Origin of the sequence: Fretibacterium sp. OH1220_COT-178 (assembly GCF_003860125.1) — a bacterium.
Lineage (GTDB): Bacteria > Synergistota > Synergistia > Synergistales > Aminobacteriaceae > CAJPSE01.
On the sequence record NZ_RQYL01000037.1, the window covers coordinates 1 to 22,707 of the forward strand.

Annotated in this window: 21 protein-coding genes and 1 tRNA gene; 12 read left to right on the forward strand and 10 right to left on the reverse strand. The window is 66.2% G+C overall.

Features of this window, described 5'->3' with window-relative positions:
• Window positions 1-398: 398 nt before the first annotated feature.
• Window positions 399-1,841 (reverse strand): cysteine--tRNA ligase, encoded by a 1,443-nt coding sequence (cysS, locus tag EII26_RS12020; RefSeq protein ID WP_124889405.1) that lies wholly within the window; start codon window positions 1,839-1,841, stop codon window positions 399-401.
• 119 nt (window positions 1,842-1,960) lie between these two features.
• Here cysS and EII26_RS12025 point away from each other — a divergent pair, with 119 nt between their 5' ends.
• The 4 genes from EII26_RS12025 (at window position 1,961) to EII26_RS12040 (ending at window position 6,908) form a co-directional block, all read left to right on the forward strand.
• Window positions 1,961-3,196, forward strand: a complete 1,236-nt coding sequence (locus EII26_RS12025) for an MFS transporter (RefSeq protein ID WP_158612323.1) — start codon at window positions 1,961-1,963, stop codon at window positions 3,194-3,196.
• A gap of 48 nt (window positions 3,197-3,244) precedes the next feature.
• Window positions 3,245-3,811, forward strand: a complete 567-nt coding sequence (locus tag EII26_RS12030) for a LemA family protein (RefSeq protein ID WP_233572746.1) — start codon at window positions 3,245-3,247, stop codon at window positions 3,809-3,811.
• Window positions 3,798-5,516, forward strand: a complete 1,719-nt coding sequence (locus tag EII26_RS12035) for a DUF2207 family protein (RefSeq protein WP_158612324.1) — start codon at window positions 3,798-3,800, stop codon at window positions 5,514-5,516. The genes EII26_RS12030 and EII26_RS12035 overlap by 14 nt, the downstream gene beginning before the upstream one ends.
• Window positions 5,517-5,669: 153 nt before the next feature.
• Window positions 5,670-6,908, forward strand: coding sequence for a dicarboxylate/amino acid:cation symporter (locus tag EII26_RS12040; RefSeq protein ID WP_124889408.1), 1,239 nt, complete (start codon window positions 5,670-5,672; stop codon window positions 6,906-6,908).
• A 73-nt stretch (window positions 6,909-6,981) separates the two neighbouring features.
• Here the strand turns inward: EII26_RS12040 and EII26_RS12045 are convergent, their stop codons facing one another.
• Window positions 6,982-7,404, reverse strand: a complete 423-nt coding sequence (locus EII26_RS12045) for an acyl-CoA thioesterase (RefSeq protein ID WP_124889409.1) — start codon at window positions 7,402-7,404, stop codon at window positions 6,982-6,984.
• Window positions 7,405-7,537: 133 nt separating this feature from the next.
• On the opposite strand from EII26_RS12045, the gene EII26_RS12050 reads away from it, so the two are divergent.
• The 5 genes from EII26_RS12050 (at window position 7,538) to EII26_RS12070 (ending at window position 9,903) form a co-directional block, all read left to right on the forward strand.
• A tRNA-Ser gene (locus EII26_RS12050) sits at window positions 7,538-7,625 on the forward strand.
• A gap of 180 nt (window positions 7,626-7,805) precedes the next feature.
• Complete coding sequence (locus EII26_RS12055; protein WP_124889410.1) at window positions 7,806-8,060, forward strand: DUF4160 domain-containing protein; 255 nt, start codon at window positions 7,806-7,808, stop codon at window positions 8,058-8,060.
• Between the two features lie 34 nt (window positions 8,061-8,094).
• Window positions 8,095-8,361, forward strand: a complete 267-nt coding sequence (locus tag EII26_RS12060; RefSeq protein WP_124889411.1) for a DUF2442 domain-containing protein — start codon at window positions 8,095-8,097, stop codon at window positions 8,359-8,361.
• Window positions 8,354-8,572 (forward strand): helix-turn-helix domain-containing protein, encoded by a 219-nt coding sequence (locus tag EII26_RS13710; protein ID WP_124889412.1) that lies wholly within the window; start codon window positions 8,354-8,356, stop codon window positions 8,570-8,572. The genes EII26_RS12060 and EII26_RS13710 overlap by 8 nt, the downstream gene beginning before the upstream one ends.
• 803 nt (window positions 8,573-9,375) lie before the next feature.
• Window positions 9,376-9,903 (forward strand): hypothetical protein, encoded by a 528-nt coding sequence (locus tag EII26_RS12070; RefSeq protein WP_124889413.1) that lies wholly within the window; start codon window positions 9,376-9,378, stop codon window positions 9,901-9,903.
• Window positions 9,904-9,977: 74 nt separating this feature from the next.
• Here EII26_RS12070 and EII26_RS12075 read toward each other — a convergent pair whose 3' ends face one another.
• Complete coding sequence (locus EII26_RS12075) at window positions 9,978-11,342, reverse strand: L-serine ammonia-lyase (RefSeq protein WP_124889414.1); 1,365 nt, start codon at window positions 11,340-11,342, stop codon at window positions 9,978-9,980.
• Window positions 11,343-11,522: 180 nt separating this feature from the next.
• Window positions 11,523-11,783 (reverse strand): hypothetical protein, encoded by a 261-nt coding sequence (locus EII26_RS12080; protein WP_124889415.1) that lies wholly within the window; start codon window positions 11,781-11,783, stop codon window positions 11,523-11,525.
• A gap of 230 nt (window positions 11,784-12,013) precedes the next feature.
• Between EII26_RS12080 and EII26_RS12085 the strand changes: the two genes are divergently transcribed.
• Complete coding sequence (locus EII26_RS12085; RefSeq protein ID WP_124889416.1) at window positions 12,014-12,523, forward strand: nitroreductase family protein; 510 nt, start codon at window positions 12,014-12,016, stop codon at window positions 12,521-12,523.
• 55 nt (window positions 12,524-12,578) lie between these two features.
• The gene (gene panB / locus EII26_RS12090; protein WP_124889417.1) at window positions 12,579-13,439 is read left to right on the forward strand and encodes a 3-methyl-2-oxobutanoate hydroxymethyltransferase; all 861 of its coding nucleotides are present in this window, start codon (window positions 12,579-12,581) and stop codon (window positions 13,437-13,439) included.
• Between the two features lie 45 nt (window positions 13,440-13,484).
• On the opposite strand, the gene EII26_RS12095 is transcribed toward panB, so the two are convergent.
• From EII26_RS12095 to EII26_RS12115, 5 genes are all read right to left on the reverse strand, one after another.
• Window positions 13,485-15,011 (reverse strand): HAL/PAL/TAL family ammonia-lyase, encoded by a 1,527-nt coding sequence (locus EII26_RS12095; RefSeq protein ID WP_124889418.1) that lies wholly within the window; start codon window positions 15,009-15,011, stop codon window positions 13,485-13,487.
• 122 nt (window positions 15,012-15,133) lie between these two features.
• Complete coding sequence (locus EII26_RS12100) at window positions 15,134-16,537, reverse strand: YfcC family protein (protein ID WP_124889419.1); 1,404 nt, start codon at window positions 16,535-16,537, stop codon at window positions 15,134-15,136.
• A gap of 60 nt (window positions 16,538-16,597) precedes the next feature.
• Entirely contained in the window at window positions 16,598-18,874 is a 2,277-nt protein-coding gene (locus EII26_RS12105; RefSeq protein WP_124889420.1) for a xanthine dehydrogenase family protein molybdopterin-binding subunit, read from the reverse strand.
• Window positions 18,871-19,698: an FAD binding domain-containing protein gene (locus EII26_RS13495; RefSeq protein WP_124889421.1), complete on the reverse strand. Its 828-nt coding sequence runs from the start codon at window positions 19,696-19,698 to the stop codon at window positions 18,871-18,873. Before EII26_RS13495 ends, EII26_RS12105 begins: the two co-directional genes overlap by 4 nt.
• A complete protein-coding gene (locus EII26_RS12115) occupies window positions 19,695-20,171 on the reverse strand; it encodes a (2Fe-2S)-binding protein (protein WP_124889422.1) in 477 nt (158 codons plus the stop codon). Before EII26_RS12115 ends, EII26_RS13495 begins: the two co-directional genes overlap by 4 nt.
• Before the next feature lie 385 nt (window positions 20,172-20,556).
• Here EII26_RS12115 and EII26_RS12120 point away from each other — a divergent pair, with 385 nt between their 5' ends.
• Window positions 20,557-22,089, forward strand: coding sequence for a phospholipase D family protein (locus tag EII26_RS12120; protein WP_124889423.1), 1,533 nt, complete (start codon window positions 20,557-20,559; stop codon window positions 22,087-22,089).
• Between the two features lie 102 nt (window positions 22,090-22,191).
• On the opposite strand, the gene EII26_RS12125 is transcribed toward EII26_RS12120, so the two are convergent.
• The gene (locus tag EII26_RS12125; RefSeq protein WP_124889424.1) at window positions 22,192-22,623 is read right to left on the reverse strand and encodes an ABC transporter permease subunit; all 432 of its coding nucleotides are present in this window, start codon (window positions 22,621-22,623) and stop codon (window positions 22,192-22,194) included.
• Between the last annotated feature and the right edge of the window lie 84 nt (window positions 22,624-22,707).

The window sequence follows — 22,707 nt, forward strand, 5'->3', positions numbered from 1 at the left end:
GTCCGCGACGGTCTTCTTTCGATCGAGGCGGCGTCGTCCCGTGCCGGCATGACGCGGGACGAGTTTGCGGCCCGGCTGGGCGAGGACGGCCAAGGCGATTCTCGTCCGGACTGACGATGCCCCGGAGGAGCCGCCGGAACGGGTGGGATTTTTTGGGGAAAATACGCATAAAACGTTTGTCGTTTCGGCCGTTATAGGATAAAATATGGAAGGTGCTCCTATGGACTTCAAACGATGTCCCGCTGAGGGCGCCCGATCGGGCGGAAACCGGGGACGACCTTGCCCCGAGCGACGTTCGTGGTGTAGTCGGTGCCATCAATACCTGTATCCTTCCCCCCTTAACCAGAAGCGCCTCCATAATGGAGGCGCTTCTGGTTTTGGAGAAAAGAAAGGTTGCGTCACATCTCCCGCTTCCAGCGCGTCCCCTGCGGGGTATCCTCCAGCACCACGCCCCGCTCCGCCAGCTGGTCGCGGATCGCGTCGGAGCGCGCGAAGTCCTTGGCCTTCCGGGCGGCATTGCGCTCCGCGATCAGCCTTTCGACCTCCGCGTCGCCGATGCCGTCCGGGTCCTCCGGACCCTCCTCCTTCGGCAGCTCCTCGGGGCCGATCACGCCCAGGATGTCGTCGATCTTCGCCAGCTCGGCCTCCGCCGCTTCGAAGAAGGCCGCCGGCAGGGTTGGGCAGTCCTTCAGCCGGGTGTTGATCGCCTTCACGACCTCGAAGAGCACGCCCACCGCCGCGGCGGTGTTGAAGTCGTCGTCCATGGCCGCGTGGAAGTCGGCGTCGAGCTTCTCCAGCTCGGCCAGGAATGCGCCGGCGTCCGCCCCCTCGTCCAGCCGGGTCCGCCGGGCGAAGGCTAAGTCGGACCGGCAGTTCCGCAGGCGCGCCACGCCCCGCTCGGCCTGCTCCAGCCCCTCGGGCGCGAAGTTGATGGGGGACCGGTAGTGCGCGCTCAGCATGAAGAGTCGGATGGCCAGGGGGGGATACTTCTGCCGCGCGGCCCGGGCCGTCATGAAGTTGCCCAGAGACTTGGACATCTTCTCCTTGTCGATCAGCAGAAAGCCGTTGTGCAGCCAGAACCGCACGAACGGCTCCCCGGTTCCGGACGCGGCCTCGCTCTGCGCGATCTCGTTCTCGTGGTGGGGGAAGGTCAGGTCCACGCCGCCCGAGTGGATGTCGATCGTCGTGCCCAGGTATTTGGAGGACATGGCGCTGCACTCGATGTGCCAGCCCGGCCGCCCCTTGCCCCAGGGGCTGTCCCAGGCGGGCTCGCCGGGCTTCTGGGCCTTCCAGAGCGCGAAGTCCAGCGGGTCCTTCTTCCGCTCGCCCACCTCCACGCGCGCGCCCGCCTCCAGCTCGTCCAGGCCCTGCCTGCACAGCCTGCCGTAGCCGGGCCAGCTCCAGACGTCGAAGTAGACGTCCCCGTCCGAGACGTAGGCGTGTCCCCGGGCGATGATTTTTTCGATCGTCTCGATGATCTCCGGCATGTGCTCCGTGGCGAGCGGCGCCACGTCGGCCCGGCGGATCCCCAGCGCGTCGGCGTCCTTGAAGTACTCCGCGATGAAGCGTGCGGCCAGGTCGGAGACCTCGACGCCCTCCGCGTGGGCGCGCTGGATCATCTTGTCGTCGATGTCCGTGAAGTTCTGGACGAAGGTGACCTTGTAGCCCAGGTGCTCCAGGTATCGGCGCAGGACGTCGAAGACGATGAAGGGCCGGGCGTTGCCGATGTGGAAGAAGTCGTAGACCGTCGGGCCGCAGCTGTAGAAGGACACGTGCCCCGGACGCAAGGGGACGAACGGCTCCTTTTTGTGCGTCAGGTCGTTGTAGAGCGTCAAACTCATGGCGATGCACCTCCGTGATGAGCGCCGCCGGCCATGGCCCGCATGGCTTATAATATTGAGGATGGCGACGCTATCGTTTGATTTAACGCCTATTGTACACCAGTCGGGGGAGATGTCCTGTGTCCAGCAAGCACCAATTCGCACTGCTGAAAACGCGCCGTTTTCTGCCGCTCTTTCTGACGCAGTTTCTGGGGGCCTTCAACGACAACTTCTTCAAGAGCGCCCTGGTGATGCTGATCACCTTTCGTTTGGCCGACGACGCGGGGCTGGATCCCCGCATCCTGGTGAACGTCGCGGCGGGGGTGTTCATCCTGCCCTTCTTCCTCTTCTCGGCCCCCGCGAGCGACCTGGCGGACCGGTACGACCGCTCGTACCTGATGCGCCTCGTCAAGCTGGCGGAGATCGCCATCATGGGGGCCGCTGCGGCGGGGTTCCAGATGCAGAACCTGTGGGTGCTGCTTGTGGTGCTCTTCCTGATGGGGGCGCAGTCCACCTTCTTCAGCCCCGCCAAGTTCAGCATCCTGCCGCAGCACCTGGAGGAGGACGAGCTGATCGCCGGCAACGGCCTCATCCAGACGGGGACCTACCTGGCCATCCTCACGGGGACGATCTTCGGCGGGCTCCTCATCCTTGCGCCCGGGGGGCTCCACTGGGTCGGCGCGGGGGTCGTGGCGATCGCGGCGGCCGGCTGGTGGGCCAGCCCGCTCGTCGCGGACGTCTACCCCTATCGGGACGTCTTCTGGGCCGTGATCGGCATCTCCTGGTTCTGGCTGGTCGGCGCGACCTTTCTGGCTCAGTTCCCCACCTACGCCAAGCTCATCCTCGGGGCGAACGAGCACGTGGCGACGCTCTTTCTGGCGATCTTCTCCATGGGGATCGGGCTGGGGTCCATGGCGTGCAACGCCCTGCTGAAGGGCGAGGTCTCGGTGCGCTACGTGCCCGCCGCGGCCGTGGGCATGTCCGTCGCCAGCACGCTGCTCTGGCTGGCGAGCCGCCGGCCGCCCCTCCCGCCGGACTTCCCGGTGATCGGCATCGGGACGTTTCTGCTGTCGCCGGCGAACCTGGCGATCCTCGCCTGTCTCTTCGCCATCTCCTTCTGCGGGGGCCTCTACATCGTGCCCCTCTACGCGGCCATCCAGAACCTGACCTCGGAGGACCGTATGGCCGGGGTCATCGCGTGCACCAACGTCACGGACTCCTTCTTCATGGTGCTGTCGGCCGTGGGGTCCAGCCTGCTGCTGGCCGCGGGGCTGCAGATCCCCCAGATCTTCCTGGTCATGGCTGCCCTGACCGTCCTGGCGGCGTTCCTGATCCGCAGGGGCGTGCGCCGGTACGGGGGCGGTCGCGACGCCTAGCACGGTGACGGGCCCCCTGGGAGCCCCGTAAAAGTTCGTATCGGAGGGATGTTTATGGTAGTGTTTGCCGTTGTCGTTGCGCTTGTCGTGCTGGTTGTGCTGTACGTCGTCTTCCTTCAGCGGTCCCTGGTGCATCTGGACGAGCTCCGTGCCAACGCCATGTCCCAGATCGGGGTCCAGATGAACTCCCGGTGGGACGGGCTGACGGCTCTGGCCGACGTGATGAAGGGCTATGCGGAACACGAGCGGACCGCGCTCCGGGAGATCATCGCCCAGAGGGCGCCCCTCGGGCGCACGGCCTCGGCCGAGGAGATCCAGCAGCAGGAGGGGCTTCTTACCAGCGCCCTCGGGTGGCTCATCGCCGTCTCGGAGAACTACCCCGAGCTCAAGGCGAACACGCTGTACCAGACGACCATGGAGAACATCGCCGCGGCGGAGGACAAGGTGCGGATGAGCCGGATGGTCTACAACGACACCGTCACCCGGATCAACCGTGCGGTCCGGATGTTCCCCGCCTCTCTGTTCGCGTCCATGCTGGGCTTCGGGCCCCACGAGTACCTGAAGGAGCCGGATGGCAAGACGGAGATGCCCTCCATGCGCGATGGGGGCCGTTAAGGGCCTCCTTCTCCGTCTTCTCCTCCCCCTTCTCGCGCTCCTTGCCCTCGCGCCCGCGTCCGCGGCGACCGAGCTGCGGGAGCTGGACGTCCGGGTCCTCCTGAACGACGACGGCAGCGCCCGGATTGTCCAGACCTGGAACGCCCGGGTCTCCGACGAGGGGACGGAGTTCTTCATCGAGCAGGGGAACCTCGGCGATATGGAGCTCTCGGACTTCTCGGTCCGGGAGCTGGGCGGCCCGCCCTACGTCAACGAGGGGACGCGCTGGAGGACCGACCGTTCCGCCGCCGAAAAGGCGGGGCGGTGCGGCATCGTCCGGACGCGCGGCGGGCTGGAGCTCTGCTGGGGCCGCGGCCCGGCCGGACCGCGCACCTTCGTCGTCTCCTGGACCTTCTCCAACTTCGTCAAGGCCTACGACGACTACGACGGCTTCAACGTCCGGCTGGTCAACTCCGGCCTCTCCACGCCCCCGAGGTCCCTGCGGATCACCATCGAGAAGCCGGGGCGACCCTTCGCCTCGGGCGAGGTCGATCTGTGGGCCTTCGGGTTCCGGGGCACGATCCGACCCGAGGGGGGCAAGATCGTCGCCCGCTCGGACGCGCCCCTGTCCGCCTCGAACTACGCCACGGTCATGCTGCGGTTCGCCAAGGGCGTTTTCAACCCGTCGAGCGTCGTCCGCGGCCGCTTCGAGGCGGTGGAGAAGCGGGCCCTTGAGGGGACGGAGGACGGGGAGGAGGACTGGGACGGGATTGTCGCCTTCCTGATCTGTATTCTCGTTGCCCTGTACCACGTGGTTCTGGGCTTCGTGCGGAAGGGACGCCGGGCCCGTTCGCCCCGGTTTCCGCACCTCCCGGACGGGTTTGGGAGGACGCTTCGGGGCGCGCCTTACTTCCGGGAGATCCCCTGCGGGGGTGACCTTTCGGAATCGTGGGCCCTGCTGGGCGCCACTCCTTTCGCGGCGAGGGCCAAGGATCTGGTGGGGGCGTATTTTCTGCGCTGGGTGCAGCACGGCGCGCTGGAGCCGGTGACGGGCGCCTCGGGGACCGCGCTGCACGTCCGCGGCCGGGCGGTGCCCGTGGGCGGCGGGCTCTTCGCGATGCTGCGGGAGGCGGCCGGTCCCGACGGGATCCTGCAGCGGGAGGAGTTCCCCCGCTGGGGGCGGAACGAGGCGAACCGGCGCGCCTTCGGCGCCTGGCTGGAGGCCGAGAGGGCGGCGGGAATGGAGCGCTTCCGGGCCCGAGGGGGCTGGGAGCTGCGGACGACGACGTCGTTCTGGGTGCGGCGCTTTCTTCTGGGCCCGCGGCGCCCCTTCTCCGCCCCGTTCGTCACCTCCTCGGGTGAGCAGACCCTTTTGGAGCTCGCCGGGTTCCGGCGGTACCTGCAGGACTTCACGCTCGTGAACGAGCGCCGTGTGGTCGAGGTGGAGCTGTGGAACGACTACCTGGTCTTCGCCGCCCTCTTCGGCATCGGCAAGGAGCTCCTCCGGGAGCTGGTGGGGCTCTATCCGGAGTTTGCGGCCCGGTCCGTCCTTGCAGGGGCCGGGGGAACGCTGCTGCCGACCGTCCTGGACCTGTCCGATTCCCTCACGGTGTCGCTCTCCCGCCGGAGCGGGGGCGGCCGCTACGACTCTCGTTCGGGGGGACGCTCCTTCGGCGGCGGCGGGGGCGGTTCGTCGGGAGGGGGATCCAGGGGCGGGGTGCGGTAGAGCCTCAAAAGAAGGGAACGCGGACCGTGAAAACCGGGTCCGCGTTTTTTTGTGCTCCGGCTCCCGATGTTGTAAAATAAGTGAAAATAGTGAGGCCGATCATGGGTTGGGCAATGTGCCCGCGCGGCTCTCACGCAAAAGGGGGGACGCATTTTGAGCGGCAAGGGAAGGGGTACGTCTCTGCTTTGGAAGATCGGCATCGGGTTCGTCCTGGGGATCGTGTTCGGCTTCGTCGTCGGTCCGATGGTGCCCGACAGCCCGGTCCTGAAGGACTGGGTGATGCCGGCGCTGAATGTGGTGGGCAAGATCTTCATCACGTTGCTGAAGATGCTGATTGTCCCGCTGGTGTTCGCCTCGCTGGTCGCGGGCTCGGCGTCCGTCGGGGACCCGAAGAAGCTGGGGCGGATTGGGGTGAAGACCTTGGTGCTCTATCTGCTCACCACCGCCGTGGCCATCGGGATCGGTTTGGCGCTGGGCAACGTGATTCAGCCCGGGGTGGGGATGAACATCGAGGGGGCGGCGGCCACGGCCAAGGAGGCCAAGCCGCTTGCGGACGTCATACTGGACATCTTCCCCTCCAACCCGCTGGATGCGATGGTCAAGGCCAACATGCTCCAGATCATCGTCTTCTCCCTGTTCTTCGGGGTCGCCTGCATCTTCGCGGGCGAGCGGGGCAGGCGCGTCTCGGACTTCTTCGGCTCCGTCGCCGAGGTCATGTATGCCATGACCCACATGGTCATGGCCCTGGCGCCCTACGGCGTCTTCGCGCTCATCGCGACGACGGCCGCCAAGTACGGCCTGGCGATCCTGGCGCCCTTCGCCAAGGTGATCGGCGCGGTGTACCTGGGGTGCCTCCTCCACGCCGCCGTGGTCTACTCGGGCCTGATCTCCGGCTACTGCAGGCGCTCGCCCCTGTGGTTCTTCAAGGGGGTGCGGGAGGCGTCCATCACGGCCTTCGTCACGCGCTCCAGCTCGGGGACCCTGCCCGTGACCATCGCCAACGTGCGCGACAACCTGGGGGTCTCCGAGGGGGTCAGCTCCTTCGTGCTTCCGCTTGGCGCGACGATCAACATGGACGGTACGGCGCTCTATCAGGGGGTCTGTGCCCTCTTCGTGGCCCAGGCCTTCGGCATCCCGCTGGACCTGGGCGCCCAGTTCGGGATCGTCGTGACGGCGACCCTGGCGTCCATCGGGACGGCAGGCGTGCCCGGCGGGGGGCTGATCATGCTGACCCTGGTGCTCACCAGCGTGGGGCTTCCCATCGAGGGCATCGGACTGGTGGCGGGGATCGACGCGGTCCTGGACGCGGCCCGGACCTCCCTGAACGTCACGGGCGACACGGCCGTCTGCGCCGTGGTGGCGGCGAGCGAGGGGGAGACCCTGGCGGGCTGACTGCCAGCGCGGCGGAGGGGCGGCAGAAACGGACGGTCCGGGGCTTCCCGGACCGTCCGTCGTCATGGCGGCGTCACGATTTTTCCGTGTGCTCCCTCATCCAGTCCGCCAGGGCGTTGCCCTTGCGCAGCAGCTTGCCGTCCGTCGAGACGAAGGCGTGGCGCGTCCAGCCCTCCGCCGCCAGCTTGCCGTCGACGGCTCGGAACACGCGGCACCGGAAGATGACGCTGACGTTCGTCACGTCCGTGATGCGGGTCTCGATCAGGATCTCGTCGTCGTAGAGGAGGGACGACTTGTAGCGGCAGTTCGCCTCCACCACGGGCAGCAGAATGCCCTCCGCCTCCCAGTCCCGGTAGGTCCTCCCGAACGACCGGCAGAGCTCGGTCCGTCCCATCTCGAACCAGTCGAGGTACCGTCCGTAATAGGCCACCCCCATCTGGTCCGTCTCCCCGTAGCGCACCCGCGTCCTGCAGGTGAAACCTTGCGGTGAATCCATGCCCTTGTCCCTCCCTGTCTGGCTTCGGCCTCTCTCCTATTTTAGGCGTTTTTCCGCGCCGCTTCAACGGTCCGGGGGCGGGCGCGGACGTGGAAGCCCGCGGGCCGGATGGTGTATAATTTCAGAGCTATGCGGAGGACTGGCCGAGCGGTCGAAGGCGGCTGACTTGAAATCAGTTGGGGCGCAAGCTCCCAGGGGTTCGAATCCTCTGTCCTCCGCCAGAATATTTTTTAGCAAGTGCCAGAAAGACTTGAAACCTCGCTGAAAAGCGGGGTTTTTGCTTTCTCTCTCGCAATGCGCCATAGAAAAACGGAGAGGGAGAGCAGGACGTCGAAAAACTGGATTGACCCCGCGAAATATAGCGAATATGCTATGATAAACGCATCAAGGGAGGGGTGGAGATGCCGGTAATCGCCAGATTTTACGGATTGATCATCAAGATGTTTTTCCAGCAGAAGGAGCACAATCCGCCCCGCTTCCACGCCGTGTACGGCGAGTACGTCGGAGCGATCGACATCCGAACCCTCGAAATGCTGGAGGGCGATTTGCCTCCGAAGGCTCTGGCTCTGGTGAGGGAATGGGCGGCACAGCACCAGACCGAGCTTCTGAAAATATGGGAAACTCAGGAGTTCGTTCAGCTCCCTCCGCTGGAGTAGCGGGGAGGAGCCCTTTGGGAAAGGAGGCGGCGCAATGTTTCATAAGGTCGAATCGGTAACGCCACTCCCCGACTTGTCCCTGTTGGTCGAGTTCGAGAACGGCTCCCGCAGGATCTACGACACCAAGCCTCTGTTAGCCAAATGGCAAGCCTTTCAAGCTCTGGCGAACATAAAGGGACTGTTTGAACAGGTGCGCGTCGACACGGGGGGCTATGGCGTAAGCTGGAACGACGATCTTGACCTGGCGTGCGATGAGCTCTACCACAACGGAAGCGAGATAGGAGGCGGTACCGGTGTGTGAGTCCTGCTCAAAGCTCATAGACCAGGCGATCGCGCTTCGTAAGTCCAAGGGCTGGACTCAGCACGACCTGGCGCAAGCCAGCCACCTCACGCAGTCGGTCATTGCCCGGATAGAGACGAAAAAATCGACCCCCACCCTGGCGACCTTTCAAAGGCTTGTCTCCTCGATGGGGGCAACGCTGTCGTTAAGTAAGCCAGGTAGGATAAATTAGGGTCGTTTACAAACCGGGGCGCTTTGTCGCCTCTGTCCTCCGCCAGCCGTTGAAACCGATCGCTTCCCATGCTTCTGAAAATCCCGCCTTGCAGGCGGGATTTTTTGATTTCGTCTTTTAGAGAACCCCCGGCTGAGCCCGTGGGGAAAAAGCTTCCGGCTATGAGCAGATTTTTCCCTCAAGCAAAGTGAGAGAACGCCGATCCGCATCACGATACAGGAGGGAAAAAGTTGGACAAGGGAACCTTGGCACATAATCGCTGGAAAGCTACGGATGGACTTACCCACTTGAAAAAACGAGGAGCCTGATTTTACCGCTACCCATGACACGGAAACCGACCCCTCACAAAAAGCGATTGAAAGACTTGCCTAAAGTTGACTATCGTAATGGAAGAGAACAAGAAGTCGAAGCACATCGTTCCCGGCAAACGCCGGCAGACAGAAAGGGCGGGCTTGTGATTCCTCGCGGGCTCGCTCCGGAGTCTCCCTTTGCTGCCGCGGTGCAGATTCGCTGCATTGCTCTTTGGGCTAACATCTTGTGGCGACCCTATCTAGGGCTCAGGCGGTACGGGGTCTTCTCCGTCCGGATGCGGAGCCCCAGTGCGCGTAGGGCGCCCCGTACGCCACGCCGCGGACAGGATGGGGAACGGGGAGGCAATACCCGCCCTCCCTCCGCCGACAATACGGTGTACTTTTCCGCCGCATTGGGTTAGGATGGGCGGAATCCTTGTTTTGCGCGGCTTGTGCGGGGAGGGGGCGTTCCCTTCGCCCTTTACGCCTGCGAGTTCTGGGGAGGAGATCGATTTGGATAGGATAAGATGCATGGTTCTCGTGCTGTTCGCGCTGCTGGCCGCCTGCCCCGCTGTCGCGGCCGAGCGGTCCGCCCCCGGTCAGGCCCTGGTGGTGCTGAAGAATGGGTTGAAGTGGCCCTTGACTCAGGAGGCATTGCTGAGCGTCGAGGGGCGCGTCTACGTGGCCGGCGTTGCCTTGGGGGCGGAGGCGCGGGTGGTGGAGGTCTACGACGGCCTTTCCGTGGCGGGCGGGACGATCTTTGCGCTCTTCGCCTCCGACAGGCACACGACGGAGGAGCTCATCGCGGCCCTCAAGAAACGGCCCGAGGTGCTGGCCGTATCCTCCAACCGTGAGGTGCGCACGATGGGGAGCGCCGACGTCAGGCCCAAAGCGGCGGTCAAACCGAAGGAGAAGCCGCAGAAGGGTGCGGGGACGGCATCCGGCGACAAGAGGCCCCCAGCGGCCAAGGCGAAGCCCGAAAAGCCGAAGGCTCAGGCCCCCAGGCCCAAGACCGACAAGCCCAAGGCCCCCAAACAATAGGCGGAAGAAACGACGAATCGGGACCCCGGAGGCGGGGTCCCGATTTTGTCGGAGGACATGGCGCCGCAAGGAAACTACTCGCAGCGGACGGCGCGAGCCAGACCCCCCGTCGAGGTCTCGCGGTACTTGACGTTCATGTCCTTGCCCGTCTGGTACATGCTCTCGATGACCTCGTCCAGGGTGATGCGCGGCGGCGAGGTGCGGCGCAAAGCCATGCGCGCGGCGTTGATGGCCTTGACCGCGGCGATGGCGTTGCGCTCGATGCAGGGCACCTGAACGAGCCCGGCGATGGGGTCGCAGGTCATGCCCAGGCAGTGTTCCATGGCGATCTCCGCGGCCATGCAGACCTGCAGGGGGCTGCCGCCGCTCAGCTCCGCCAGGCCGGCGGCGGCCATGGAGCAGGCCACCCCCACCTCGCCCTGGCAGCCTACCTCCGCGCCGGAGATCGAGGCATTGGCACGGTAGAGCAGGGCCACGGCCCCGGAGGCCAGAAAGTAGCGCAGCCGCTCCTCGGCGGCCAGGGGCGCCACGAAGCGGTCGTAGTACTTCAGCACTGCGGGGACGACCCCGCAGGAGCCGTTCGTCGGGGCCGTCACCACCCGGCCGCCCGCGGCGTTCTCCTCGCTGACGGCCAGGGCGAAGAGGTTGACCCAGTCGACGATCTTCATGGGGTCGCCGGACAGCGGGTCGGAGGCGTTCAGGAGGCGCAGCAGCGGCGCCGCACGCCGTGCGACCCTGAGCCCGCCGGGCAGCACCCCCTCGGTGCGCATGCCGCGTTCCATCGAGGCGGTCATCACCGACCAGATCGCCTCGAAGTGCCGGCCGATCGCCTCGTCGCCGTGCAGGGCGCGCTCGTTCTCCAGGACCAGAGTGGAGAGGGAGAGCCCCGTCTCCACGCAGAGCGCGAGCAGCTCTCCCGCCGAGGCGAAGGGGTGGGGGACCTCGCCGGAGTCCCCCTCGGGGACCCCGAAGTGCGCGTCGTCGACGACGAAGCCGCCGCCGATGGAGTAATAGATGTTGGCGTGGAGCTCCGTGCCGTCCCCCAGCGCCCGGAGGAGCAGTCCGTTCTCGTGCTTGGGGAGGTTCTCGGGGAGAAGGCGCAGGTCCTCGTCCCAGTCGAACGCCACCGTGCGGCCCTCGGGGCCCAGGGGCAGGCGACCGGTCCGCCGCACGGTCTCGACAAAAAGAGGGATCGCGTCGACGTCCACCGTCTCGGGAAGGTTCCCCGCGAGTCCGAGGATCACCGCACGGTCCGTGAGGTGGCCCTTGCCCGTCAGCGCCAAAGAACCGTGGAGCTCCGCCTCTATGCCCTCGGTGCGGTCCAGCAGGTTCTGGGACCGCAGCTCCTCCACGAACCGAAAGGCCGCCTTCATGGGGCCGACCGTGTGGGAGCTGGAGGGGCCGATACCGATCTTGAAAATGTCGAAAACGCTCTGCATGAGTCCTTTCCCCTTGGTTTGCCCTGCCGCCAAGGGCGGCGAGGGCAACGAAAACGCGATTGCCGGCCGGGATTCAGCTGCAGGCCGAGTGCCGCAAAGTCCCGAAAACGGACGCGGAGCATCCTTTTCGAATTTTCGAGAAGAGATGCTCCGCGTGAGATCGTTTCGGGGGATAGAGAATCAGTACTTGCAGTTGCAGTTCTTGCCCACGCCGAAAAGCTGCAGGGTGGAGTTCATGAGCTCCTCCTGCGTGCGGATCAGATAGGCGCCCATCGCCATCTGCACCTTGGCCTGGCTGAGCTCGATCGAGGACTTGGCGACGTCCATGACGTCCACCCCCCCCGAGCCCAGATGCTCGGGCACCGAGGCGACCCGGTTGGCGGAGTCCTGCATCATGGCGGCGCCCGCCTGGCCCAATCTGTCGAAGCTGTTGATGTTCACGGCATACCCTCCTTGCCGTCCTGTGCGGGGTGTCCAACACACAAAAACTGTCCCCGGGACATGTTGCTTTCACGAAATTCTACCAGATATTCCCGCAGCCGGCAATCGAAAACATGGGCCTTTGATGGGAGCTGGAGGCCTTTTTCTGTATAATGGCCTGGATGGAACCGATATTTCGGGGAGGGACGCCTGCCGGGGTTCGTCTCCCCGCGAAAGGGGCGGATGATCGTATGCTGGATCTTATGGCGCGGCGCAGAAGCGTTCGGAGGTTCACGGACGAGGAAGTGTCCGACACGGAGCTCGAAGCGCTGGTCGGCGCGGGGCTTCTGGCCCCCTCCGCGAAGAACAGGAGGCCGGTCGAGCTTTTCGTCGCCCGGGACCGGGGGACGGTCGCACGGCTTGCCGGGTGTCGGGATGCGGGTGGGGATGCGCTGAGGACCGCGCCTCTGGCGTTCGCCGTGACGGCCGACCCCGCCGTCAGCGACGTGTGGGAGGAGGACGCCTCCATCGCCGCCACGCAGATCTTTCTGGAGGCGGAGGCCCTGGGCCTTGGCTGCTGCTGGATCCAGATCCGCAGGCGTCCCTGTGGAGACGGGACGGCCGAGGGGGCCGTGAGGCGGCTGCTGGACGTTCCCGATCGTCTCTCCGTCCTGTGCCTTCTGGCCATCGGCCGCAAGGACGAGGAGAAGGAGCCGTACGACGTCGCGAAGCTGGATCGTTCGAAGGTGCATTATTGCTGAGGCGGAGATTTCTTATCGGGCCTCTCGAGCCTGAAACCTGAAAGGAGTGTGCGTAATGCCGAAGAAGAAAGGGCGCCTGGAGTTTCTGGAGATGAAGAAGAACGGGGAAAAGGTGACTTGGATCACGGCGTACGACTTCCCGACGGCGATGTTCGCCGAGGCGGCGGGGCTGGACATGATCCTGGTCGGCGACTCCCTGGGGATGGTGGTCCTGGGGTATCAGGGCACGATCCCCGTGACGATGGAGGACTGCATCAGCCACTGCAAGGCCGTCCGGCGCGGTGCTCCGAACACCTTCGTGATGGGCGACATGCCGTTCGGCTCCTATCAGATCTCGGACGAGCAGGCGGTGGAGAACGCCGTGCGCTTCTTCAAGGAGGCGGACGTGGATGCCGTCAAGCTGGAGGGCGGCGTCCGCGTGGAGAGCCGCATCAAGGCGATCGCGGACAGCGGCGTGCTGGTGTGCGGGCATATCGGGCTGACGCCGCAGAGCTCCGGCCCCATGGGCGGGTTCAAGGCCCAGGGCGTGACGCCGGATTCCGCCCGCTACGTGATCGAGGACGCCCTGGCGGTGGAGCGCGCCGGCGCCTACGCCCTGCTGGTGGAGGGCATCCCGCCGGAGCTGACGGAGTTCATCACCGGGCGCCTCTCGATCCCGGTGTACTCGATCGGCGCGGGGTGGCCGTGCGACGGACAGCTGATCATCTGTGGGGACATGCTGGGGCAGTTCCAGGCGTTCACGCCCAAGTTCGTGAAGAAGTACGCCAACCTCGCGGAGGTCATCACGAACGCCTTCAAGGCCTATGCCGAGGACGTGAGAACGGGGAAGTTCCCCGGCGACGAGCACGTGTACCACATCCGCAAGGGCTGCGAGGCGGAGTACGCGGCGATGCTGAAGGAGTACGAGAAGCGGTAGGGGCGAGGACAGGGGGCCAAAAGGTTGGCCCCCTTCGCTTTGGGGTCATATTCCCAGGGCCTTGTTGGCCTCCTGCAGGAGCTGTCCGCTCCTGACGAGCTCGTAGGCGGACCGGATGTCCGCGGAGAGGTTGCGGTCCCTGTCGTACCACGGGACGGACTTCCGGAACGCGTAGTAGGCGGGCTCCGTCCCCTTGCCCAGGCGCAGGTCCCCGTCGCGCTGGCGCCGTAGGGTCAGGGCCTGGGCCGCGTGCATCATCTCCATGCCCAGGATGTACTTCAGGTTGTCCACGATCTTGCGGATCCTCTGAACCACGTGGGGAAGATTGCTCGCGTGGTCCTCCATGCCTCCGGCGAGCGGGAGGAAGTCCGCGGTGGAGGGGTTCGAGAGGTGGCGGATCTCCGTATCCATCAGGGCGAAGGACTTCTGCAGGGCGCCGAAGGCGTGGACGTGGGTCTCCTCCGGGGTCAGGAAGCGGGGCAACCCGGTCAGGACGGGGTTGGCCATGCGGATCATCCGGTAGCAGGACATGCGGGAGACGTGGCTGAGCACCGTGCCGAGCATCTCGAAGCCCGTCGCCAGGGTGGTGACCTCGAAGTTGGAGCAGGATACGATGCGCCGCTCCGCCAGCAGCAGGCAGGGGTTGTCGTCGGAGGTGTTCATCTGGATCAGCATGAACTTCGTGACGTACTCCAGCGCGTCGCGCAGCGAGCCGTGGACGCAGGCGCCCCCGAGGTAGCTCAGCGGGTCCTGGAGGGGGCGGTTCGGGTCGGGCTCGTTGACGTAGCTGCCCTCGAGGTACTCGCGCACCCTGGAGGTGCTGATGTACTGGCCCGGAAGGTCGCGAAGCGCGTTGACCTTGATGTCGAGCGGCGACACGTTGCCGTTCAGCCCCTCCAGGGAGGTGGCGTAGATCAGGTCCGCCTGATCGACGAGGCTCAGCAGGTCGTGGAGCACCAGGGCTCCCTGTGCGGCCCCGAAGGCGTTGCTGCTGACGATGGCCAGTCCGTCCTTCGGCCCCAGGTCGACGGGGAGCAGGTCCGTCCGCGCGTGCGCCTCGGACGACGTCATGCGCGTGCCCTTGTAGATCACGTCGCCCTCGCCGATCATCGCGATCCCGATGTGGGAGAGCACCGAGATGTCGGCCTCGCCGACGGAGCCGCGCTCGGGGAGGACGGGGTGGATCCGGAGGTTCAGGAAATCGGCGTAGCGTTGGGCGATCATGGGCTGAATGCCCGTGTGTCCCCTGAGGAGGCAGTTCAGGCGGATGGCCATCGCCGCGCGCACCTCGGCCTCGGAGGCCTCGGGCTCCATGCCCAGGGTGTGGGAGCGGACGAGGTTTTCGTTGTAGAATTTGAAGAACTTCGTCGTGATGTGGCGGTCCTTGTTCCAGCCCACACCGGTGTTGAATCCGTAGATGGGAACATCGTCGTCCGCAAGGTCGTAGACCAGCCTGCGGCTTTCCTCCAGGCGCTCGAGGGCCTCCGGAGCGATCTCCACCTCGGCCCCCTCGCAGGCGACGCTCCAAAGGGCGTCCAGGCTCAGTGAACTGCCGTCGAGAATGATCTTCAAAGTCGGTCTTCTCCTTCCCAAAATGACAATCCGTTTTCACGGTCCCGGCAAACGGAGGTGCTTGTCCCTTTTTCCGCCATTTTTCCGGAAATGCTCCGAGTCCCCGCCGGCCTTGACTCGTCCTAGTTCCAGCCGATCAGAACTCCGGCCGCCGTGAAGCCCGCCGCCACGATCCAGAGCAGCAGCATGCAGGGCATGATGAAGCGCAGCCAGCGGGAAAAGGGAACTCCGGTGTACGTGAGATAGGCAATCAGCACTGCCACGGTGGGGTAGCAGACGTTGGAAAGCCCATCACCAAACTGGAAGGCCAGAATGGCTACCTGTTTGCCGACTCCGAGGATGTCCGCCAGGGGAAGCATGATCGGCAGTGTGGCCATGGCCTGGCCGCTTCCGCTGGGGATAAAGAAGTTGATGACGGTCTGAATGACGAACATGATTGTCGCGGAGGTCATGGTCGAAAGCTCCTTCATCGGCAGGGAGAGGTAGTGAATGATGGTGTCGATGATGCCCGCCTTCTCCATGATTACGGAGAGGCCGCGTGCCAGACCGACCGCGACGACCCCTGAGAAGATGGCCCGTCCGCCCTCGACGAAGGTGTCCGCGATACGGTTGGGGCCCCAGCCGCAGACGACTCCGGCCGCCGTTCCGCCCAGGATATAGAGCGAGGCCATCTGGGCGAAGCCCCACCTCCACATGATCGCTCCGTACACGATGGCCCCCAGTGTCAGCACGAAGATGGCCAGCACGATCTTGTGCGTCGCCGTAAAGGGCGTCTGCTCGAGTCGCCCTGCAGGGACCTCGGCGGACACGGCGTCGATCCCCAGGCTCAGGCTGCGTCCAGGGTTGCGTTTGATGCGGCCCGCGTAGAAAAGAATGTAGCTCAGGGCCACGAGCGACAGGACGGCCAGGATCAGCAGACGATAGCCGATGCCCGAGAACATCGGGAGCCCCGCCAGGTTCTGGCCGATTCCCACCGTCCAAGGGTTCGTGGGCCCGGCCGTCCAACCGATGGAGATGGCGACGACGGGAACGGCGATGCCGACGATCATGTCGTCGCCCAGCGCCAGAGCGATCGCCACGCACAGCGGTGCGAAGGGGATGGCGGCCTCGAGCATTCCAGGGAAGGCCCCTAGCGCGGCGAAGAACAGGAAGATCAGCGTGAGCACCCAGGAGCTGCGTTCGCTTCCGAAACGGCGCGCGAAAGCGGCCACCACACCCGCAATCGCCCCCGTGCTCTCGAAGAGGCGTATGGCCCCTCCGATGATCAGGATCATGAAGATCAGTGGCCCCGCGGCGGCCATACCCTGATGGACGGCGTTGAGGATATCCAAGGGCGAAAGGGGCTTTTTCTCCACGAGGTGAAAGCTTGTCGGGTCCACAACCTCCTTGCCGTTGACCATGACCTTGTCATACTGCCCCGAGGGGATGAAGTACGAGAGGACCCCCACCAAAAGGAGGAGGCCCAGCAGGAGCACGATGGCGTTGGGCATGCGGCTGATCTTGTTCTGCGCGAATTCCTTTTTCATGGGGACGATTTCCTTTCTGCAAAGGGATATGAGGAAGACGGACCTTGACGTGTCGCTTCGTCAGGCCTCCTCGGGGTGCAGCGCCGCGACGATCCGCGCGGGCGTCAGGGGCAGCACGGCCAGCTCCGTCCCCAGCGCCCGGTTGACGGCGTTGACGACGGCCGGCGCGGTGGGCACGGTCGCGATCTCGCCGATGCTCTTGGCCCCGAAGGGGCCGCCGGGCTCGCCCTCCTCGATCAGCAGGATTTCGATGTTCGGCATCTCCGGTGCGTTGAACATGTGGTACTTGTCGAAGTTCCGGGCCGTGGGGCGCCCCTTCGCGTCGCAGGTCATCTCCTCCAGCAGCGCCATGCCCAGCCCCATCTGGACGCCGCCGTAGATCTGCCCCTCGACGAAGCTGCGGTTTATGGCCTGCCCCACGTCGTGGACGGCCAGAAAATCGTTCACCGTCACCTGGCCCGTCAGGGTGTCCACCGTGACGTCGGCGAAGTGGGCGGCGTAGGAGCCGGGGTTCCGCTCCGGCCGATGCTCCACCTGCACGTCCACCGTCACGCGGGCCTTGGCCGCGAGGGCCCGGACCGCCTCGTCCAGCGCCATGGGCTCGTCCCCCACGTAAAGCCGACCGTCCCGGAAGGCGGCGCGCCTGCCCCAGAGTTTTTCGGACTCCGTGCACAGCAGGTCCAGGGCTTTCTCGGCGCAGAGCCGGGCGCACTCCCCGCAGACGAAGATCACGCGGCTGGCCTGGCAGCCCACGTCGTAGTTGCCGAACTGCGTGTCGCCCTCCGTCACGACGATGCGGTCGGGGGGCACGCCGGTCACCTCCGCGACGATCTGGGCCATCGCGGCCAGGGTGCCGTTGCCCAGCTCGTGCAGCGCCGTCCTCAGCACGATGGAGCCGTCCTCCAGGATGCGCAGCGACATCCCCACGAGGTCGTGATAGACCGTTCCGAAGTAGCCGTTGCCGTGCGTGCAGCAGGCGAACCCCGCCGAGCGCCGGAAGCGCCCGTAGGCCATGACCTTGCTGCGGCTCTCCCAGCCGAACGCCTCCGCGCCGCGGATCAGACAGTCCCGGACGCGCGCGTTGCCCAGGTTCGAGGCCCCCGAGGGATCGTCGTCGTAGGGATGGACCAGGTTGGCGAGCCGGAACGCCACGGGGTCGTAGCCCAGGCGCCGGCAGAGGAGGTCGGTGTGGATCTCGGTGATGGCGTGGATCTGGGGCGAACCGTAGCCGCGGCAGGCCCCGGCCGGCGTGGTCGAGGTCCGGACCGTCCGGCCCGTGTACTCCATGGCGGGCAGACGGTACAGGCGCGACGTCTTCTTGCCCATCGCCATCATCACCTTCTTGGAGCCCGAGAGGTATGCGCCGGCGTCCACGACGACGTCGAACTTCCGTGCCAGGATGCGGCCGTCCCCGTCGAGGGCCGTCGCCACCCGTCCTACGGTCGCGGCCCGCGTGCGCGTCGACAGCATGGACTCCTCGCGGTTGGTGTTCAGGAACACGGGACAGCGCAGCTTCATGGCCGCCCAGGCGCACAGCGCCTCGAAGACGACCTCCTGCTTGCCCCCGAAGGTTCCGCCCATCGGCGCCTTCAGCACCCGCACCTTGGACAGGGGCATCCCCAGCACCGCGGCGACGGTGTGCTGGACCCCGAAGAGGATCTGGCAGGGCGTGTGCAGCTCCAGCACGCCCTCGGGCCGGGGGACGGCCAGCACCGCGTGGGGCTCCATCGCCGCGTGGTGGATCCTGGGGGTGACGATGGTGCTCTCCACCACGTGGGCGGCCGAGGCGAAGGCCGAGTCCGCGTCGCCGTAGGCCAGACGGCCCGGAAAGGCGGCGATCCCGTCCTCGTGCAGGGGCACCGGGGCGTCCTGGGCCGAGAGCGGGTCGAGGATCGGCGGCAGGAGCTCGTACTCCACGGCGATCCGTTCGCGCGCCAGGCGCGCGGTGCGCTCGTCCCGGGCCAGGACCAGCGCCACGCGGTCGCCCACGTGGCGGACGTGAGCCGTCAGCAGGGGCTCGTCCGGGTGGTCCTTCTGGCCGGGGAACCACTCGCCGCTGTTGTAGAGGACGTCCGGAACGTCTTCGAACGTCAGGATGCGGACCCCGGGAACCTTCAGCGCCTCGGAGGCGTCGAGGGCGGTCACCCGGGCGTGTGCGTGGGGGCTGAGGAGCACCACGCCGTACAGCGCGCCGTCGAAGCGGGTGTCGGCCAGATAGTCGTAGCGCCCCTGCGCCTTGTCGGGCCCGTCCGCGCGCGGCACGCTCTTGCCGACGTAGCGGAACCCCCCCTCGGTCCCCGACGGGACGTCCCTTTTTCTCTCCTTGACGGCGCTCACGACAGCGCCTCCTCTCCGAGGGCCCTTCTCCTCATTCGATCGAGCGTGTCCTCGCCCAGGGCCTGGACGGCGGACCGCTTGTAGGGCCGCGTCGAACGGCCGGGGATTGCGGCGTCGACCGCATCCGCCAGGGCCGCGCAGAAGGCGTCCCTCTGCCCTTCGCGATCGGGAAGGGCCAGGGCGGCCTCGGCCGCGGGGCAGCGCCGCCCCGCGTTGCCCAGGGTGCCGATCACCACGCGGGCGTTGCCGAACGTGCCGGGGGCCGATCCGCTGGAGGCGCAGACCGCCAGGTTCAGGCGCGCGATGCTGACCTCCCGGCGGCTTCCCACCTTCCCGAATGCGGAGACGCATCGGGAGACGGGGATGCGGAAGGCCAGGAGCAGCTCGTCCGCCCCCAGGGCACCGTCCTTTTCGTCGATCAGGGTTTGGACCTCCGCCTCGCGCGGGCCGCGCGGCGACAGGATCCTTGCGGAGGCCCCGAGCGCCGCGAGGGCGGGGGGCGTGTCCGCGGCGGGTGAGGCGTTGGCCAGGTTGCCGCCCAGGGTGGCACGGCTTCGGATCTGCCAGGACCCGACGCTCGACGCGGCCTCGGCCAGGCAGGCCGCGTGGGCATGCACCAGGGGATGTGCGGCGACCCGTGCCATGGTCTCCCCCGCGCCGACGGTGAGGGCCCCATCCTCCAGGACGATCCCCAAAAGTGCCCCCACGCCGGAGAGGTCCACCAGGCGCGTCACGCCCCAGGGGTCACGTCCGTGGCGGACGAACCAGTCGGTCCTCAGGGGCAGCAGCGCCTCCAGGGAGTCGGGGGCCAGCAGCTCGGTCATCTCCGCACCTCCGTCCCCATGCGCTGTGCCGCGGTCCGCACCGCGCGGACGATGGGCGCGTAGCCCGTACAGCGGCAGATGTTGCCCGCCAGAGCCGATCGGATCTCCCGGTCCGAGGGGTCCGGGTTTCTCCTCAGCAGCGCGCGGGCCGTAAGGATCATCCCGGGCGTGCAGAACCCGCATTGGACGGCGTCGCAGTCCAGGAAGGCCCGCTGGAGTGCGTCGAGCTCCCCGTTCCGGGCAAGCCCCTCCACGGTCAGGACCTCGTGGCCCCGCGCCTGGACGGCGGGCACGAGGCAGGAGCACACGGGCTCCCCGTCCAGCAGAACGGTGCAGGCCCCGCACTCCCCGGCGCCGCAGCCCTCCTTGACGCTCGTCAGGCGGAACTCATCCCGCAGCAGGTCGATCAGTCGGGTTCCGGCGTCGACCTGCGCCGAGCGAGCCTCTCCGTTGACGGTCAGTTCTATGTTCATTCCTGTCTCCCCCCTCGCCCCTTCTTCAGCGGCAATGGAAGTTTTTCGGAGGGGCGTTTTGAAAAAGAACGCCGTTCCGCTTGGGGCGGCGTCCGCATTCCTGCAATAGGATTCCTGAATTGTATCCCATTCCGGATTGGCTTTGCAACGAAAAACGGCCGATCGGCGAGGCCCCTCCTTATGACATGCACCCTTGTTCCGTTGCTTTCCCCCTCGTCCTGCGGGAAAATACGTAGCGTCGGCTCGGCCGGGGTCCGCCGTCCGATTTCGTTGTCCCGTGGAGGCGCGTCGTTCGAGGATGGGATTGCGAGGAAGCGATTGCTTTGGGGGAGCGCGCCATATCCGTTGAAATGGACCCGAATGGGCTTTCCGAGGAGGAGATGCGATGCTGAAATTTTTTGCGAAGTCGCTTTTGTGGACGGCTGCGGTCCTGTTCGTGGTTGCGGTGGTGACCTATCGGCCCCTGCCCGAGGGCGTCGTGCGGCCCGACTCGAGGTTCCTGGACGATACCGGCGGGACGGCCTTGGGCAGGGCCCTTGCAGCGGGGAGGGACGCCCATCCCGAGGGATCGGGGATCTGGCCGCTGGCGGACGGACGGGACGCCTTCGTGGCCCGGGCCCTGCTGGCCGACGCCGCGGAACGGTCGATCGACGCGCAGTACTACATCTGGCGCGACGACATCTCCGGGCGGCTGCTGTACCGTGCTCTGGTCCGCGCGGCCGACCGGGGCGTTCGCGTTCGCCTGCTGCTGGACGACAACAACACCCGGGGCCTCGACCCGCTCATCGGGACGCTGAACGGACACGCCAACATCGAGGTGCGGCTGTTCAACCCCTTCATGCACCGCAGGTTCCGCTTCCTGGGATATCTGAGCGATTTTCCGCGCCTGAACCGCAGGATGCACAACAAGGCGTTCGTCGTGGACAACCGGGCCGCCGTGGTGGGGGGACGCAACGTCGGAAACGAGTACTTCGGCGTGGGGGACGGGGTGATGTTCGCGGACCTGGACGTTCTGGCGACGGGCGCCGCGGTGGACGACGTGTCCCGGGACTTCGACCGTTACTGGAACAGCGCCGCATCCTACCCGGCGGAGGCGATCGTTCCGGCCGGGCTGCCCGTGGTGGACCTGGGGGGCGACCCCCGTTCCGTTCCGGAGGCTGCGGAGTACCTCGATGCCCTGGGCGCAAGCCGGATGCTGCAGCGGCTGAAGGACGGCGTACTGCCCCTGGACTGGGTTCGGGCCCGATTGGTGAGCGACGATCCGCTCAAGGCCCTGGGCCGGGGTTCCCTGGAGAGCTCCCTGCTGGGGAAGCTCGTCGATATCCTTGGAGAGGTGGAGTCGGAGCTCGTCCTGGTGTCGCCCTATTTCGTCCCCTCCGTCGAGGGGACGGAGGCGCTGGTGTCCCTCCGTCGGAAGGGGGTGCGCATCTCCGTGCTCACCAACTCCCTCGCGGCTACGGACGTCGCCCCCGTGCATGCCGGGTACGCCAAGTACCGCAGGCCGCTCCTGAGCGCCGGGGTGCGCCTGTTCGAGATGAAGCGGGAGGGGGACGCCCCGACGGCCAGGGACGTCGGCCTGACGGGCAGCAGCGCGTCCAGCCTGCACGCCAAGACCTTCTCCGTCGACGGACGGCGTATTTTCGTGGGATCCTTCAACATGGATCCCCGTTCGGTGCACCTGAACACCGAGATGGGGCTCATGATCGAGAGCCCGGCGCTGGCCGGCGAGCTTCAGCGGGCGCTGGAGGAGAAGGGACTCGCGCACGCCTACGCCGTCTCGCTGGAGGACGGCGGACTGCGCTGGACCACCCGGGAGGAGGGGCGCGAGGTCGTCTACGACGAGGAACCGGAGAGCGGCTGGCTGCAACGGGCTGCGATCTGGGTTCTGTCGCGGCTGCCGATCGAGGGGCTGCTGTAGCGCCCCGCACGGGCGGAGCGGTGGCGCAAGTGCGACGGCCCGACGGAGGAACTCCGTCGGGCCGCTCCCGTCCTGCTCGGACCTCCGTAAGATCCGGTCCGGCTACGTTCCCGAGGGGCGGAAAGAGCGCTCGTAGAGCACGATGACCCCTGTGGTGACGAGGGTCAGGACGACGGCCAGAGCGTCCGCCTGGGCGATGTCCGTCGACATGTCGGAGACCTGCGTGTAGATGACCATGGGCAGGATCTTGACGGACGTCCCCGTGAGGGCGAAGGCGGTTCCGAAGGCCCCCATGCTCACGGCGAAGAGCAGCGAGGATCCGGACAGGATCGAGGGCAGCAGCATGGGGAGCAGCACCCTGAGAAGTATTGCGGCACGCCCGGCGCCGAGGCTCTGAGCCGCCTCGATCAGGCTCCAGTCCATGTTGCTCCAGGCCACGGTGAGGGTGAGGATCGTCCTTGGGATCAGGAAGTAGAGGTAGGCCACGATCAGCCCGCGCCAGGTGAAGAGGAAGGCGGAGAGGTTCCTCGTTATTCTGTGTGGGTAAGGATGAGTTCGAAATTGTCAGAAGTGGTATAGTAGAGACATTATGAAAGACATTCAAGTGTTTGAAATCGC